Genomic DNA, 15,694 nt, shown 5'->3' on the forward strand with positions numbered 1-15,694 from the left:
ACGGAGCGCTGTCTAGGCCACGGACCACGCGATGCCGTCGAGGATGTCGTGTTCGCTCACCACGACCTCCTCGGCGCCGGACCTCTCCATGACCGCGAGGAGGACGAGCGCGCCGGCGCCGATCACGTCCACGCGGCCCGGGTGCATCGAGGGGATCGCCGCCCGCTCGGCGTGGGTGGAGGCGAGCAGCCGCTCCGTGATCTCACGGACGCGGTCGCGGGAGACCCGGGAGTGGTGGATGGCCTCGGGGTCGTACTCCCGGAGGTCCTGGGCGATCGCCGAGACGGTCGTGACGGACCCGGCGAGCCCGACGAGCGTGCGGGCCGCACGCAGCGGCACGGCCTCCTCGGCGAGGTCGAGGGCCGCCTCGATGTCGGCGCGGATCGCCCGGATCTGCTCCCCGGTCGGCGGGTCGGTGACCACGCCGTCCCGTACGAGGTGCCGTTCCGTCATCCGCACGCAGCCGATGTCCACCGAGCGGGCGCCGCGGACGTGGTCGTCGCCGACGACGAACTCGGTGGAGCCGCCGCCGATGTCCACCACGAGGTAGGGCTTCGCCAGGTCGTCACGGCCCGTCAGCTCCTTCGTGGCGCCCGTGAACGAGAACTCGGCCTCCTGGTCGCCGGAGATGACCTCGGGCTCGACGCCCAGGATGTCGAGGACTCCGCGGACGAAGTCGGCGCGGTTCTCGGCGTCCCGGGAGGCCGAGGTCGCCACGAAGCGCAGGCGCCGCGCGCCGTGTTCCTTGATGACCTCGGCGTACTCACGGCAGGCCGCGAAGGTACGGTCCAGGGCCTCGGGGGCGAGGCGGCCGGTCCGGTCGACGCCCTGCCCGAGCCGGACGATCGTCATCCGGCGGTCCAGATCGGTGAGTTCACCGGTCGTCGGGTCCGCGTCGGCGACGAGCAGGCGGATGGAGTTGGTGCCGCAGTCGACGGCGGCGACGCGAGTCTTGATGGTGATCTCCTGTACCAGTCGTTCGTCCCGCTCAGGGGCTCCGCCCCCGAACCCCCGTTTGCGCAGTTCCCCGCGTCCCTCAAAAGACTGCGCCGTTCCCCGCGCCCCTGGATGTCCGGGATCCGCCGCGATGAAAGGCCGGGGCGCAGCCCGTCCTTCAGGGGCGCGGGGAACTGCGCGGCCCGCCCCCACCGGGCCCGCAGCCGACGACGCCCCGGGCCGCCCGGTTCACCCCGCCGTCGGCACGACACACGCCCCCTTGCGCCACCACTGCGGCAGCATCGCGATCGCCTCGTCGCCCAGGGGGTTCACTCCCGGCCCCGCGGCCAGCGAGTGGGCGACCAGGACGTGCAGGCACTTCACCCGGTCCGGCATCCCGCCCGCGCTGGGAAACCCTGCGAGCACCTCGATGGAGTCACGGCGCGCGAGGTAGTCCTCGTGCGCGGCCCGGTACGCCGCGGCCAGCTCGGGATCCGTGGCGAGACGGTCCGTCATCTCCTTCATGACGCCGTTCGCCTCCAGCGTGCCGATCGCGGAGGCCGCACGCGGGCACGTCAGGTAGTACGTCGTCGGGAACGGCGTCCCGTCGGGCAGCCGGGGAGCCGTCTCGACGACGTCCGGCTGCCCGCACGGGCAGCGGTGCGCGATCGCGCGCAGCCCGCGCGGCGGCCGCCCGAGCTGCTGCTTGAACGCCTCGACGTCGTCGTCGGTGGGCTCGGTACGCGGAGTGGACGGCGGGGGCGTCTGCATGCCTTGGGTCTGTGTCTTTCTGGTCAGTCGGTGATCGGTCGGTGAGAAGGGAGCAGGGAGCAGGAATCGGTGGGTGCGCGGGCGACGTCCCGGTTCACGGGTGAACGCGTCGGCGTTCACCGGGTGGACGCGTCGGCCTTGTCGACGCCGTCCCAGACGTTCGCGTACCAGGCCCGGTCGGCCGCCGTGCGGTTCGTGCGCGTCTTCTTCGCCGCGTCGGGATCGATCACGATGTAACCGGTCTCGCCCGGCATCACATAGTGCAGCCGCTCCCGGATGCGCTGCTCGGCGTACGCGTCGTCCTGCCACCGCGCCTTCAGGTCGCGCAGCTGTTCCACCCGCTCGCGGGCCTGCTCGCGTTCGCGCTGCAGTTCGGCGACCTCGGCGCGCTGAGAGACGTACTGCCTTATGGGATAGGCGAGCGCCACGACGAGCGAGCACAGGACGAGGGCGAGGAGCGCCGCCCGGCCGGTCAGGCGCGAGCGGCGCGCCTGGCGCTTGGTCTGGGAGCGGTAGACACGGGCGGCGGTCTGCTCACCGAGCGCCCGCAGCCTGGTCGCGGTGGAGAACCGGTCACGGTCCTTCACAGCCATCTGTCCCGCCTCCCCGATACGTGCGTACGTCCCCGCACACGGTACGGGACCGGGTACGGGGACGTACGTACGACGCTTCCTGCAAGAGGGTCAGCCCTTGAAGCGGGGGAACGCCGAGCGGCCCGCGTACACCGCCGCGTCGTCGAGGATCTCCTCGATGCGCAGCAGCTGGTTGTACTTGGCGACGCGGTCAGAGCGGGCCGGGGCGCCGGTCTTGATCTGGCCGCAGTTCACCGCGACCGCGAGGTCGGCGATGGTGACGTCCTCGGTCTCGCCGGAGCGGTGGGACATCATGCACTTGAAGCCGCTGCGCTGGGCCATCTCGACGGCGTCCAGGGTCTCGGTCAGCGAGCCGATCTGGTTGACCTTGACGAGCAGGGCGTTGGCGGAGCCCTCCTCGATGCCGCGGGCGAGGCGCTCGGGGTTGGTGACGAAGAGGTCGTCGCCGACGATCTGCACCTTGTCGCCCAGCTTCTCGGTGATGACGTTCCAGCCGGCCCAGTCGTCCTCGTACAGCGGGTCCTCGATGGAGACCAGCGGGTACGCGGAGACGAGCTCCTCGTAGTACTCGGTCATCTCGGCGGCCGAGCGGGACTTGCCCTCGAACTCGTACGAGCCGTCCTTGTAGAACTCGGACGCGGCGACGTCCAGCGCGAGGGCGACCTGCTCGCCGGGGGTGTAGCCGGCTTCCTTGATGGCCTCGATGATGAGGTCGAGGGCCTCGCGGTTGGAGCCGAGGTTCGGGGCGAAGCCACCCTCGTCGCCGAGTCCGGTGGACAGGCCGCGCTTCTTCAGGACCTTCTTGAGGGTGTGGTAGACCTCGGCGCCCCAGCGCACGGCCTCGGAGAAGGACTCCGCGCCGATCGGGGCGATCATGAACTCCTGGATGTCGACGTTCGAGTCGGCGTGCGACCCGCCGTTCAGGATGTTCATCATCGGGACCGGCAGCAGGTGCGCGTTCGGGCCGCCCAGGTAGCGGAAGAGCGGCAGGTCGCTGGCCTCGGAGGCGGCGTGGGCGACGGCGAGGGAGACACCGAGGATCGCGTTGGCGCCGAGCGAGCCCTTGTTGTCGGTGGCGTCCAGGTCGATCATCGCCTGGTCGATGAGGCGCTGCTCGGTGGCGTCGTAACCGACGAGCTCCGGGCCGAGCTGCTCGATGACGGCGAGGACGGCCTTCTCGACACCCTTGCCGAGGTAGCGGTTGGGGTCCCCGTCGCGGAGCTCGACGGCTTCGAAGGCACCGGTGGAGGCGCCGGACGGAACGGCGGCACGACCCGTGCTGCCGTCGTCGAGGCCGACCTCGACCTCGACCGTGGGGTTGCCTCGGGAGTCCAGGATTTCCCGGGCTACGACGACGTCGATGGACGGCACGAGCATCTCCTTCTGGGATGTGACGCAAGCTGTGCCGGGCCGGAGGCCCGGTTGGGTGCAGGCCGTGGTGGCCCCGCGGGATGAGCCTAACCGGCTGCCGGGCGTCACCGGGCCCCCGGCCGCCTCGTGGACGGAACCGAGAGGAAATTGTTTCCGAACGGAACAAAGACGGGGACAGAAAAAGCCCCGCCCCGGTGCGTACGGGGGAACACGCACCGGAGCGGGGAGCCCGTGGGGGACGGGGGTGGCCCTCACGCGGCCTCCACCATGGAGGACACGGATGTGAGAGCGCTGTGGTTCAGTCGCGACGCGGCTGTGGACGCGATCGCCGGCCGGGCCGGGGCCGAGCGGCCAGAACCCCGACCCGGGACGACGTCCGGCCCGCCGAGGGGGCGCGACCGCCGGGGTCAGCTGAGGTGCAGCTGCTGGCCCGGGAAGATGAAGTCGGCGTCGTCGACGATGTCGTCGTTCAGCTTGTAGAGCTTCGCCCAGCCGCCCTTGACGTTCTTCTTGTCGGCGATCTCGCTGAGGGTGTCACCCTTGACGACCTTGTACTCGCCGTCACCCTTCTTGACCTTCTTGCCGGTCGGGGTCTCGACGGTCTTCTTCGCGGCCGGCCGCTCCTGCGAACGCGAGGCACGCTCCTCGGCGGGCTGCGTGTTCTGCCGCTGCTGCGGCTGCGAGGTGCTCTGGCCGGAGCCGTTCGAGTTCGACGAGCCGGAGTCCGAGGGAGCGGTGTTGCCGGTCGAGGCGCCGGACAGGCCCACGCCACAGCTCGGCCAGGCACCCTTGCCCTGGCTCGCCAGCACCTTCTCGGCGACGGCGATCTGCTGGGACTTGGACGCCTGGTCGGCGGTGGAGGCGTACGCGTTGCCGCCGTACGCGGCCCAGGTGGAGGCCGAGAACTGCAGGCCGCCGTAGTAGCCGTTGCCGGTGTTGATCGACCAGTTGCCGCCGGACTCGCACTGGGCGACGGTGTCCCATTCGGAGGCGGTCGCGGCGGACGCGTTGCCGGCCGCCATCAGCGGGGCGGCGATGGCGGCACCGGTGACGCCGGCCAGTGTGGCGATGCGGGTGGCCTTGGACGGACGGCGGTGCTTGCCCTTGTTCGAAAGCAGCATGAAGCGATCCCCTCACCGACGCCTGCGAGGTGAGCTGTCGGGTTCGGGCCGAGTGAGTTGCCCGGCCGCGCGACACTGCTGTCACGCGGCTTAACCCCAAGCCGTGCCCGGTCTCGTCCCGACGACCGGGTCCGGCACTTACCTGGGTCCCCCGCTCCTGCCTACGGCGCTTTACGCGACGACTGTTCCCGTACGGCCGTTGGCAGGATTCGGCGTGCGACCGTCGGGGCCCACCAATGGCGAGCGGTCACGACCGTAGACATGCGGTCCGCCGAATTTCAAAGACGATCAGGGTGGTTGAGATCCATCTCTCACTTCACCAAATCGGACATTCACCGCGAACTACCGCTGGTTTTGGCCCGATTCGGCGCCTTGGTCACTACTTGCTCGCGGCCGCCGTGTCGTCGACGACGATGCTCTGACCGGGGATGATGAGGTTCGGGTCGGCGCCGATGGTGTCCTTGTTCGCGGCGTACAGCTCGCTCCATCCGCCCTTGACGTCCTGGGAGTCGGCGATGGCCGAGAGACTGTCCCCGTTGCGGACCACGTACGAGCCCTCGGGGGCGAGGACGCGCGAGTCGCTGTCCCCGCGCGAGGCGTGCCGGCCGGCGTAGTCGTCCGCGCGGGGAGCGGTGTCGGCCGCCTCGGCGCTGCCACCGCGGTGGCGGCCGGAGCCCTCGGTGTCCACCTCGGTCGAAGCGTCGTCGTTCTGGGCGGACTTGTCCGAGTCGTCGGTCTTCTTCGTACCGCCCGTGGAGCCGCTGTCCGTTCTCTGCGCGCCCGAGCCGGAGTCGCCCACGGAGGCCGGACCGCTGTCCAGGGACGCGTCGGACTTCGTGCCGCCGCTCTCCTCCGTACCGTCCGTGTCGGACGGCGCGTCGGCGGAGTCCTTGGCGAGGCCGGTGTCGACGTTCGCGGAGTCGGAGTCCTCGGTCAGGCCGGCGAGCAGGCCGCAGGTCGCCCAGGCGGTCGTCCCCTGGTCCGCGAGGACCTTCTCGGCGACGGCTATCTGCTGCGAGCGGCTGGCCTGGTCGGCGCTCGGCGCGTAGTCGAGGCCGCCGTACCCCTCCCACGTCTCCTGGGTCATCTGGAGCCCGCCGTAGAGGCCGTTGCCGGTGTCGGCGCTCCACGAGCTGCCGCTCTCGCACTCGGCGACCGCGTCCCAGGTCGTGCCGCTGGCGGCGCTCGCGCCGGTCGCGCCGAGCAGGGGGATCGCGATGGCCGATCCGGTCACGCCCGCGGCGACGAGGAGCGCCGGAGCCTGGCGGGGGCGACGATGACGGCCGTTCCCGGAGAGCATGCGATTGCCTTTCGCGTGACAGCAAGGAATACGCACAGGACACAGCGATGAGCTGCGCTCGTGACTGCTGCGACCGGCGAGACCTGCCGCATTGATGGGTGAACGTATAGGCACTCGAACTCTTGTCACAAGTCGATGCAGCGTAGATAACGTGAAGATCACAAAGTTGACGGAGACTCACCTTCAGGTGCCCCGACTGCTACCGCCTGCCAGACTTCGCGACCGGGGTGAACTCCACCGGAAGCGTGCGCAATCCCCGCATGATGAGCCCTCCCCGCCACCTCAAATCGGCGGAATCCGCCGCGAGTCGCAGGTCGGGCAGGCGGGTCAGCAGCGTGGTCAGCGCGGTCCGGCCCTCCAGCCGGGCGAGGGGCGCGCCGAGGCAGTAGTGGATGCCGTGGCCGTAACCGAGGTGCGGGTTGTCACGCCGGGAGAGGTCGAGGGTGTCGGGGTCCCCGAACCGGTCGGGGTCACGGTCGGCCGCCGCGAGCACGACGAGTACGGGATCTCCGGGGGCGATGTCCTGCCCGCCGACGCTGAGGTGTTCGGTCGCGAACCGCCAGGTGGCCAGCTCCACGGGCCCGTCGTAGCGGAGCAGTTCCTCCAGGCCGGTCTCCAGCAGGTCCGGCCGGCCGGCCGCGAGGGAGTCCTGCAGCCGCTGCCGCTGCCCCGGGTGGGTGAGCAGGGCGTAGGTGCCGTTCCCGATCAGGTTCACCGTGGTCTCGAAACCGGCGAACAGCAGGATGAAGGCCATCGCCGCGGCCTCGTTCTCGGTGAGGTGTTCGCCGTGGTCGGAGGACCGGATGAGACCGGAGATGAGGTCCTCGCCCGGGGCGGGCACATCCGTGAGCTCTTCGCGTTTGCGATGGATGAGCTCGGCGAGGTAGCCGCGCATCTTCTTGACCGACCGGGCGACACCGCCCCTCGGCCCGCCCCCGTGCCGGATCATCATCCCGGCCCAGTCGCGGAAGTCGTCCTGGTCCTCGCGCGGGACGCCCAGGAGGTCGCAGATCGCGTAGATGGGGAGCGGGAAGGCGAACTCGTGGATGAGGTCGGCCTCGCCCTTCTCGGCGAAGGCGTCGAGCAACCCGTCCGCCAGCTCCTGGACCCGCGGCGCGAACTCGGCCACCCGCCGCGGGGTGAACGCCTTGCTGACGAGCCGCCGCAGACGGGTGTGGTCCGGCGGGTCGATGTTGAGCAGGTGCGTCATCAACTCGGCCTTCCGCTCCCCCGGAATGCCCGTTTTGCCCTTCGCGTGCGCGGGCTCGTCGTGGTGTGCCGGGTTCTTGCTCAGCCGGGTGTCCGCGAGGGCCTGCCTGGCGTCCGCGTACCGGGTCACCAGCCACGCCTCCACCCCGCTGGGCAGCGTCGCCCGATGCACGGGAGCGTGTTCACGGAGCCAGGCGTACGCCGGGTAGGGATCGGTTGCGAACTCCCAGGTGAAGAGTTCGGGGGCGGGGTGCCCCGCAGGCGGCTGTGCAGGTGTTTCGGTCACTCCTCGACGGTATCGGGAGGGGCGGCGGGAGCCTGTCCGGCGTCCTGCCGCGGGGCTCACCGCCCGTGGTTCCGCACCGGACCCGCCGCCGATTCGGCCCCTTTTCGGGATTTCACCCGAGGCTGTCCCGGAATGGACTGTCCCTTGACCGTGCGGCGTCCGGGCTCTCTACTGTCGCGCCCGTGGACCCCGAAATTCTCCGGACCAGTTTCGCGGTCGTCGAAAGGCGGGCCGAGTTCGCGCTCAAGTACTTCTACTCGCACCTCTTCTGGCACCACCCCGATGTGCGCGCCCTGTTCCCGCTGGACTCCCCCGAGGACAAGGAACGCCAGCGGGACCGTCTCTTCACCGCCCTGGCACTCGTCATCGCGCGCCTGGAGGGGCCGGGGCTGCACGAGTACCTGCGGGACCTGGGGCGCGACCACAGGAAGTACCTGGCGCGGCCGGAGCACTACACGGCCGTGGGGGCCAGTCTGATCGCCGCGTTCGCCGCCGTGTCGGGGTCGGCGTGGAGCTCGGAGGTGGAGAAGGCCTGGGACGAGGCGTACGAGGTGATCGCGGACGCCATGCTGGACGGCGCGGGGCAGGCGGAGAGCCAGGGGGAGCCGTCCTGGTGGGACGCGGAGGTCGTCGGGCGCACCGGGCACGGGGACGACCTCACCGTCCTCACCCTCCGCCCGCAGCGGCCGCTCCCCCATGTCCCGGGCCAGTACGTGAGTGTCAGCGACCCCCGATTACCGGGCGTCTGGCGTCCCTACTCCGTCGGCAACGCGCCCCGCTCCGACGACACCCTGGACCTGCACGTCAGCCTCGTCGAGGACGGCGTCCTGTCCCCCGAGCTCGTCCGGCGCACCCGCACGGGCGATGTGCTGCGGCTCGGTCCGGCGTGCGGCCGGCTCACCCTCCGTACGCCCGTGGAGCGACCTCTCACGTTCATCGCGGCCGGCACCGGCTGGGCACCGGTGAAGGCGCTTCTCGAACAGCTGGCGTCCGAGCCCGGGCCGTACGACGAGGCCCGGCTGTTCGTCGTGGCGCGCGACACCGCGTACCTCTACGACCGGGCCGCGCTCGGGGCGTTGCGCACGCGGCTGCCGCGGCTGGACGTCACCGTGATCACGCCTGCGCCGGGGCGTCCCAAGCTGCAGGCGACCGAGCGGTTGCTGACCGCTCTGGGCAACCGTGCCAAGTGGGCGCGCCACGATGTCTACTTGGCGGGTCCGCCCGGGCTGGTGGAGGAGATCACCGAGGTGCTGCCGGGTCTGGGGGCCGTCCCGGACCGGGTGTTCCGCGACGATCTGCCGCCCACGGGGCGGGGGCGGTCGCTGGGCACGGGGGAGTGGCTCCTGCGGCGGCCCCGGCCGCGCTGGCATCATTCGCCGGGCCGGGGCGGAGCGTGACGCTCCGCCCCGGCCCGCCGGGGGTCGTGCATCACCTGCGGGCCGGTGGGGGCTCGTCGCGCCGTTCCCCGCGCCCCTTCAGGGCGCCTCGCCGACCCCCCGTTCAGACCTGCGGATCCGCGAGGGCTGAGCACGCCGTTCCCCGCGCCCCTTCAGGGCGCCTCGGCGGCCCCCCGTTCAGACCTGCGGATCCGCGAGGGCTGAGCACGCCGTTCCCCGCGGGCCTTTGGGGTGGTCGGGGGCGTCAGGGTTCGGTTGTTCTTATGGCTTCTCGGTAGGTGCGGGCCGCTGCGCGCAGGGCCGCTTCCGGGTCCACGCCGTCCGCCTCGGCCTGGACGGCCAGCGCCAGCAGGGCGTAACCGACGCCCTCACCCCGCGGGAGGGGCGTCTCCAGTCCCGCCGTGCGCGCGCGGGACGCCAGCTTGGCGGCGAGCGCGAGGCCGGGCTGGCCGAGCGGGACGCCGTCCGTGACCGACGTGCGCCGCTTCTCCTCGGCCTTGGTGCGCAGCCAGTGCTCCTTGACCTCCTCGGGTGTGGAGGCGGTCTCGTCGCCGAACACGTGCGGGTGGCGGTGGATCAGCTTGGTGACGATGCCCGCCGCCACGTCGTCGATGGAGAAGGGCTCCGACCCGTCCTCCGGGTCGCCCTCCTCGGCGATCCGGGAGTGGAAGACGACCTGGAGCAGCACATCGCCGAGTTCCTCCCGCAGCTCGTCCCGGTCGCCCTCCTCGATCGCCTCGACGAGTTCGTACGCCTCCTCCAGGCCGTACTTGGCGAGGCCCTTGTGGGTCTGCTGGGACGACCAGGGGCATTCGAGGCGGATGCGGTCCATGACCTGGACGAGGTCGAGGAGGCGGGCGCCCGGGAGGTCGTACGAGGCGGGGAGCAGTTCGAGGTCGGGCATCGGGACGCGCCCGGTGCCCGCCAGCCGGGCCAGGCCGTCGGTCAGGCGCGGTTCGCCCTCGCCGGTGGCGACGACGGTCACCGTGCGCCCGCCGGCGCAGGCGTCGACCAGCTCCTGGGCGTCGGGCGCGGCCTCGTCGACCCGGACGCCGGCCTCGCGCAGATACGGCAGCTGGGGGTGGGCGCCGTCCGCGCACAGGACGCGGTCGGCGCCGTGCAGCGCCTGCCAGGCGGGCCAGGACAGGAGTCCGGGGGCGACGCGGTGGCTGGTGGTGAGCAGGACGATGCGCCCCGGACTGGATGCGTTCACACCCCGAACGTAACCCACGCCACCGACATCATGGTCACGGCCTGTGGACGGGGTGCGTGGGCGACGGTCACGCCGGCTGCCGGCCGGCCGCCGTGACGTCACGCACCCACGGCAGCTTGGCGTCGACGCGGCTGCTCTTCTCCACGTCCCAGGTGCCGTAACGGGGGTTCAGGTCGACGTCCAGCTTCTTGGACGCCTCGGACAGCGACTTCCAGAAGGCCGGCTGGCTGGTGTCCGTGCCGAGGGCGGCGGCGAGCTTCTGGGCCTCGATCTGGACACGGAGGTTGCTGTCGAGCCGCTGGGGCGGCACCCCGTACTGCTGGAGCCAGCTCACCTCCAGCGCCTTCGCGTCACCCGCCTGCTGTTCCAGCCCCGCGCGGGCCTCCTGGACCTCCTTGCGGGTGACGGTCACGCCCGCGTCCCGGGCGGCCCGGTGCAGTACACGGTCCAGGACCATGCCGTGCAGGGTGTCCCGGGTGAGGCCGCCGGACTTGGCGATGGCCTGCTCGTACTGCGCCTCGCCGGTGGTGGCGGCCCGCTGCGCGGTCCGTACCTCGTTCACCCGGTTCTCCAGCTGGGAGACCGTGATGCGGTCGTCGCCGACGACGGCCGCGGCACCGGGATGCGCGTCGTTGCCGCAGGCGGTCAGGAGGGGGGCCGCGGTGAGGAGCGCGGCGGAGAGGAGGAGCGCGGTGCGACGGCGGCGGTGCAAGGAGGACCTCCTGTAGGAGCTTGTGCGACGGTGCACAAAGTCTTGCGGTGATCGATGGTAGGCAGGGGACCGGCTCTCGGCCACCCATTCGACCCAACGATTCGCCCGGACTTCGGGCACCGCCTCCCGCGTACGCGGTTCAGCCGCGGACCTGGCCCAGCCACTGGAGGGTCCGGCCGATCTCGGCGACCAGCGGATGGCCGGGGCCCCGCAGCCGTTCGGCGTCGTACCGGAGCCGGGCCAGCGTGTCGTGGGCGGCGGCCCGGTCGCCGAGGGCGAGGAGCAGGTGGCCGATGCGGCGGCGTACCTCGAAGGAGAGTTCGGCGTCCTGCGCCACGTACTGGTTCTCGTAGTACGGCAGCAGGGCGCGGTACTCGGCGAGCGCGGCGGCCGGTTCGCCGAGCTGTTCGAGGCACTGGGCGGCCTCGTAGCGGAAGCGCAGCGACTGCGGGTCGGCCTGCCCGGCCTCGGTGGCCCGCTCGTCGGCGAGGCGGCGCAGTTCGGGCAGGGCGCGCCGGTACTGGCCGTCGTCCATCAGCGTGGCCGCGTACTGCTTGCGCAGCGTGCGGACGACCGGCGAGTGCTCGCCGTGCTGGGCGGCGGCGGCCGGGAGTATCTGGCCGAGGATGTCGACGGCCTGCGTGATGCGGCCCTCTCCGAGGAGGCGTTTGACCTCGTCGACCGCTCCCGCGACGTCCGGCCTGTCGACGGCGGGCGCGGCCTGCGGCTGCGCCGCGGGGGTGCGGGCTCGGTCCGGCCAGGGGGCGTGCGGGCGCAGGAACGGGCGCGTGGGGTCGAGCGGTCCGCCGGACGGGATCCCGCGCGCGGGCAGCAGCGGCAGCAACTGCTCGTACGTCTCCTGGGCTGAGTCCGGGCGGTGCTGCGGGTCCTTGGACAGCAGCCGCAGCACGAGGGCCTCCAGCGCCTCGGGCACCTCGGGGCGCAGCCGGCGGACCGGCAGGGGCGGCTCGTAGAGGTGCCGGTGCAGCACGCCCAGGGCGGTGGAGCCCGAGAACGGCACGTCCCCGCTGAGCAGTTCGTGCAGCAGCACCCCGAGCGCGTACAGGTCGGTGTACGGGCCGACCGCTCCGCCCATCGCCTGCTCGGGTGCCATGTAGGCGGGCGATCCGATGGGGGAGCCGGTGTGCGTGAGGCGGGTGGTGTCGGTGTCCATGACGGACGCGACGCCGAGGTCGAGGACGGTGACCGTGCCGTCCTGTTTGATCATCACGTTCCGCGGTTTGAGGTCGCGGTGGACGATCGGCACGGCGTGCACCGCGGAGAGCACGGCGCACAGTTGCGCGGCGACCGAGACGGCCCACTGCCAGGGGTAGGGGTCGTGCTCGGCGAGGTGGTCGGAGAGGTCGGCCCCGTCGACGTACTGCATGACGAGGAACAGCTCCTCGCCCTCGCTGCCCGCGTCGTGCACCGTGACCAGGCCGGGGTGGTCGACCTGGGCGGTGACGCGGCACTCGCGCACGAAGCGGCGGCGCAGCTCGTCGGCCTCCTGGCCCGCGACCTTGTCCGGCCGCAGCAGCTTCACCGCGACGCGCCGGTCCAGGCGCTGGTCGTACGCCGTCCAGACCTGGCCCATGCCGCCCTGCCCGATGAGCGTGGACAGTTCGTAGCGGCCGGTGATCACTCGCCCCGGCGCCACCGTCACCTGCCGTCCTCCTGCTTGCGGAGATAGTCGCTCAACTCGTCGAGCTCGGCGCGCACCTGGTCGATACGGGCGGGCGCGGGACGCTGCGGCGGCGGGGTCGGCGCGGCGGGCCGGGACTGGGGCTGCGGTACGGCGGGCATCGGCGGCACCGGGGTGTGCGGGCCGGCGGTGGCGGCGTACGGCGGCTGCGGGTAGCCGTACGCGGTGGCCGGGGGCTGCCGGCGCGGGGCGTACGCCGCGTACGCGTGACTCTGCTCGTGGAAGTGGCGGATCTCCGCCGCGAGGTAGTACGAGATCACGGGGACGAGCGAGCCGAAGAGCAGCGCGAGACCCGTCCAGCCGCCCGGGGTGTGGATCTCGTCGCCGGGCTCGGTGCCGATCAGGACCAGTCCGAGGGCCTCGGCCGCGAACGTGGCCACGAGCAGGCCCCAGTCGAGCGACTTGCGGGTCACGAGCGCCAGCCGCAGCATCATCGTCCAGCCGAGGAGACCGAAGCTGCACACGGAGACGACCACGAATGACACACGCAGGAAGACCAGCAGCCCGGTCGAGGGGGGCGGCTTCACCGGCTGCGCCTGGCCGTGGCCTTGCATGGTTGCTCCTGGAGACCTGATGGGGACGGAGGGCGGTACGGACGTACGAGTGCGGAGTCCGAGCGTATAGGCCGACAAGGACAACCGGTCCAGGGTTGTACCGAACCGTTGTCGTGCTGGTCACCGCCTCCGCCCCAGCAGCTCCCGGGAGCATCAGTCCGGCTCGACCGTGCCGTCCGCCAGGCCGTCGTACATGCCGCGGACCAGTTGCTCGCCGAGGCGCCCCGCGAGCCGTAGCGCCTCCTCGAACTCGGCCAGCGCGCGGAACCGTTCGCCGTACGTGCGCTGCTGTTCCAGCGGCAGCCGCGGCAGTTGGAGGCGGCGCACGTCGAGCCGGGTCGCGGTGGACGCGTAACTGCTGGCCCGGCGGTTGTTGGCGGTGCCGCGCAGGAAGCCGGCGAGGAACCACGGGTCGAGCGCGGCCGGGTCCGGCCGCAGCAGCGCGAGATTGCGGCCGAGGGCGGCGCCCGCGGTCGCCTCGTCGACCACGCGCGCGATGGAGCCGCCGCCGAGCACGGGGACGACGACGTCACCCGGCTCGGTGAGCACGGGCTCCTCGTCGCTCGCGGACGGTGTTCCGTAGAAGGCCGATCCCGCTCCGGAAGGGACTGTTCCGGGTCCGTGGGCGGCCGTTCCCGATCCGTGGGCGGCCGTTCCGGACGGTCCGGTGCCGGCGAGGACGTCGTGGTCGGTGAGGACGGGCACGCGCGCGTGCCCGTCGCCGCCGCCCGCCCGCGGCTCGTTCCCTCCGGTACGCAGCCGGAGTGCGCCCCCGCGCGCGAGTTCACCGATCGTGGTGAGCGGCCAGCGGGCGGGCCCGCGCGCACCGGCGGGGGGCGGGGTGAGGCGGGCGGTCAACCGGAGGGTCTCGCCCAGCCGGTCGCGCACGTCCGCGAGGTGCTCGGCGCCGCCGCCGGCCTCGGGGGGCGGCAGATGCCGGGCCGGGGCCAGGTCCACGTCGTCGTCGAGGAGGTCGATGACCGGCACGGAGCGGCTGAGGCCCGGCTGCTCGGGCGCGGTACCGGTGCGGTCGAAGGGGTGCCAGGCGTCGAGGACGGCGGTGCGCACGGCCTGCCAGTCGAGGCCGCCGCGGCTGTCCGCGGCGAACACCCCGGTGTCGGCGAGCAGCACCTCCGGCTGCGCGGGCTGGGCGGTGACGGCGGGCCTGCGCAGCACCCACAGGTGCAGCGGGAGATTGTGCGGAGGTGCCGCGCCCGGCGGCAGGGCGATCACGGCACGCAGGGCCCCGCGGCGCAGCAGGTCGGCGCGGACCCGGCGGCCCGAGCGCCGGGAGGCGGCGGCCGGCGGCATCAGGAGGACGGCGATCCCGCCTTCCTTCAAGCGGGCCAGGGCGTGCTGCACCCAGGCCAGTTCGGACTCCGTGCGGGCCGGGAAGCCGTACTCCCAGCGGGGGTCGTAGGCGAGTTCGTCGTGGCCCCAGTTGCGCTCGTTGAACGGCGGGTGGCACAGGACGGCGTCCGCCCTGAGGCTGCCGTACGCGTCCTCGCGCAGGGTGTCGGCCGCGGCGGTGCGCACGGTGGCCCGGGTGTGGAGGGCCAGGCGCAGTGCCGTCAGGGCCGCCAGCTCGGGCGCGCTGTCCTGCCCGTAGAGGCGCTGGTCCTCGGTGGCCGACTCCCCCTGTGCGGCGGCCACCGCGCGCAGCAGGGCGCCGGTGCCGCACGCCGGGTCGAGGACCGCTGCGGCGGGTCCGGCGAGGTCGGCCATCAGGGCGGCGAGGCCGGCCGGTGTGAGCGTGTACTGGCGCGGGTTGGCGTCGAGGTGCCGGCCGAGCAGGAACTCGTACGCCTTGCGCGCGCCCAGTTCGGCGGCGAGGTCCGCGGCTGCGCGCAACAGCGGTGCGGAGGGCAGCAGCTGGGCGGCGGTCGGCGTGTCGACGGCCCGTCTGCGGAGCACCCCGAAACGGGGGTCGAGGACCTGGTCGAGGGGTGTGGGCAGCAGCTCGGCGAGGCGTCCGTCCGAACCGGCGCTCACCTCCAGCCAGACCGTGGGGCGGTCGTGGACGAGCAGCAGGGCGCAGCCGACGTGGACCAGGGCGGTGACGGGGCCCCGCGGATGTCCGGCGATCCGCTGCCAGACGCGTTCGCGCAGCGGGACCTCGGCCAGTTTGCCCTGGGCGCGCAGCCAGTCCTCGACCTCGGCCAGCGCGAAGGAGGGGCTGGTCTCGCTGCCGCCGACAGGTCTGGGGAAGTCGGCGTGGCGGCGGCGCCAGTTGCTGACGGCGGCGCGGCCGACTCCGGCGAGCCTCGCGATCCCGGCCGCGGTGACCTCTGTCCCGTTCTCCTGCACCCGCTGGGCTCCCGTCGTCCGGTGTGTGGCGTCGAGCATAACGGCGTACGCAAGAGCCATCCATTCACGACCGTGTATGGCTGCCCCTTCGTGAACCGTGTTGACTCGGTTCACAAGCTCTGTTCTGATTGACCCATCGGATGAGCGGCCGTCGAAGAACGCTTCTCACCTGTCGCGTCTGACCTGTCGCGTCTCACCTGTCGCGTCTCACCTCTCACTTCC

13 protein-coding genes and 1 riboswitch are annotated in these 15,694 nt (G+C 72.2%); of the genes, 1 reads left to right on the forward strand and 12 read right to left on the reverse strand.

Annotated features, from left to right (window positions below):
- Nucleotides 1–12: 12 nt before the first annotated feature.
- The 7 genes from ACFYXC_RS11550 to ACFYXC_RS11580 all read right to left on the reverse strand — a co-directional run bounded on the left by ACFYXC_RS11550 (nucleotide 13) and on the right by ACFYXC_RS11580 (nucleotide 7,587).
- Nucleotides 13–957 (reverse strand): exopolyphosphatase, encoded by a 945-nt coding sequence (locus tag ACFYXC_RS11550; RefSeq protein WP_389550028.1) that lies wholly within the window; start codon nucleotides 955–957, stop codon nucleotides 13–15.
- Between the two features lie 228 nt (nucleotides 958–1,185).
- Nucleotides 1,186–1,707: a DUF501 domain-containing protein gene (locus ACFYXC_RS11555; RefSeq protein ID WP_388918773.1), complete on the reverse strand. Its 522-nt coding sequence runs from the start codon at nucleotides 1,705–1,707 to the stop codon at nucleotides 1,186–1,188.
- Nucleotides 1,708–1,823: 116 nt separating this feature from the next.
- Nucleotides 1,824–2,300 (reverse strand): septum formation initiator family protein, encoded by a 477-nt coding sequence (locus tag ACFYXC_RS11560; protein ID WP_388918776.1) that lies wholly within the window; start codon nucleotides 2,298–2,300, stop codon nucleotides 1,824–1,826.
- A 90-nt stretch (nucleotides 2,301–2,390) separates the two neighbouring features.
- On the reverse strand, nucleotides 2,391–3,671 hold the full coding sequence (gene eno / locus ACFYXC_RS11565) for a phosphopyruvate hydratase (RefSeq protein WP_388918779.1): 1,281 nt from the start codon (nucleotides 3,669–3,671) through the stop codon (nucleotides 2,391–2,393).
- 407 nt (nucleotides 3,672–4,078) lie between these two features.
- Nucleotides 4,079–4,792: a transglycosylase family protein gene (locus tag ACFYXC_RS11570; RefSeq protein ID WP_388918782.1), complete on the reverse strand. Its 714-nt coding sequence runs from the start codon at nucleotides 4,790–4,792 to the stop codon at nucleotides 4,079–4,081.
- Between the two features lie 4 nt (nucleotides 4,793–4,796).
- Nucleotides 4,797–4,971, reverse strand: a riboswitch (cyclic di-AMP (ydaO/yuaA leader).
- A 200-nt stretch (nucleotides 4,972–5,171) separates the two neighbouring features.
- Nucleotides 5,172–6,092: a transglycosylase family protein gene (locus tag ACFYXC_RS11575; protein ID WP_389549632.1), complete on the reverse strand. Its 921-nt coding sequence runs from the start codon at nucleotides 6,090–6,092 to the stop codon at nucleotides 5,172–5,174.
- A 199-nt stretch (nucleotides 6,093–6,291) separates the two neighbouring features.
- Nucleotides 6,292–7,587, reverse strand: a complete 1,296-nt coding sequence (locus ACFYXC_RS11580; protein WP_388918788.1) for a cytochrome P450 — start codon at nucleotides 7,585–7,587, stop codon at nucleotides 6,292–6,294.
- A 182-nt stretch (nucleotides 7,588–7,769) separates the two neighbouring features.
- Here ACFYXC_RS11580 and ACFYXC_RS11585 point away from each other — a divergent pair, with 182 nt between their 5' ends.
- Nucleotides 7,770–8,984, forward strand: coding sequence for a globin domain-containing protein (locus ACFYXC_RS11585; RefSeq protein WP_389549635.1), 1,215 nt, complete (start codon nucleotides 7,770–7,772; stop codon nucleotides 8,982–8,984).
- 244 nt (nucleotides 8,985–9,228) lie between these two features.
- Here the strand turns inward: ACFYXC_RS11585 and ACFYXC_RS11590 are convergent, their stop codons facing one another.
- The 5 genes from ACFYXC_RS11590 to ACFYXC_RS11610 all read right to left on the reverse strand — a co-directional run bounded on the left by ACFYXC_RS11590 (nucleotide 9,229) and on the right by ACFYXC_RS11610 (nucleotide 15,472).
- Entirely contained in the window at nucleotides 9,229–10,215 is a 987-nt protein-coding gene (locus ACFYXC_RS11590; RefSeq protein ID WP_389549638.1) for a nucleoside triphosphate pyrophosphohydrolase, read from the reverse strand.
- 49 nt (nucleotides 10,216–10,264) lie between these two features.
- Nucleotides 10,265–10,909: a SurA N-terminal domain-containing protein gene (locus tag ACFYXC_RS11595; protein ID WP_389549641.1), complete on the reverse strand. Its 645-nt coding sequence runs from the start codon at nucleotides 10,907–10,909 to the stop codon at nucleotides 10,265–10,267.
- Between the two features lie 139 nt (nucleotides 10,910–11,048).
- Complete coding sequence (locus ACFYXC_RS11600; protein WP_388919061.1) at nucleotides 11,049–12,530, reverse strand: protein kinase; 1,482 nt, start codon at nucleotides 12,528–12,530, stop codon at nucleotides 11,049–11,051.
- Between the two features lie 38 nt (nucleotides 12,531–12,568).
- The gene (locus ACFYXC_RS11605) at nucleotides 12,569–13,165 is read right to left on the reverse strand and encodes a hypothetical protein (RefSeq protein WP_388918800.1); all 597 of its coding nucleotides are present in this window, start codon (nucleotides 13,163–13,165) and stop codon (nucleotides 12,569–12,571) included.
- Nucleotides 13,166–13,318: 153 nt separating this feature from the next.
- A complete protein-coding gene (locus ACFYXC_RS11610; protein WP_389550031.1) occupies nucleotides 13,319–15,472 on the reverse strand; it encodes an N-6 DNA methylase in 2,154 nt (717 codons plus the stop codon).
- Nucleotides 15,473–15,694 lie beyond the last annotated feature (222 nt).

This window comes from Streptomyces sp. NPDC002701 (assembly GCF_042889045.1).
In the GTDB taxonomy this organism is placed as follows: Bacteria; Actinomycetota; Actinomycetes; order Streptomycetales; family Streptomycetaceae; genus Streptomyces.

Bases quoted from the DNA above. Each gene is read 5' to 3' on its own strand.
- ACFYXC_RS11555 (WP_388918773.1), bottom strand. From the start codon at position 1,707: ATGCAGACGCCCCCGCCGTCCACTCCGCGTACCGAGCCCACCGACGAC.
- ACFYXC_RS11560 (WP_388918776.1), bottom strand. From the start codon at position 2,300: ATGGCTGTGAAGGACCGTGACCGGTTCTCCACCGCGACCAGGCTGCGG.
- ACFYXC_RS11570 (WP_388918782.1), bottom strand. From the start codon at position 4,792: ATGCTGCTTTCGAACAAGGGCAAGCACCGCCGTCCGTCCAAGGCCACC.
- ACFYXC_RS11575 (WP_389549632.1), bottom strand. From the start codon at position 6,092: ATGCTCTCCGGGAACGGCCGTCATCGTCGCCCCCGCCAGGCTCCGGCG.
- ACFYXC_RS11605 (WP_388918800.1), bottom strand. From the start codon at position 13,165: ATGCAAGGCCACGGCCAGGCGCAGCCGGTGAAGCCGCCCCCCTCGACC.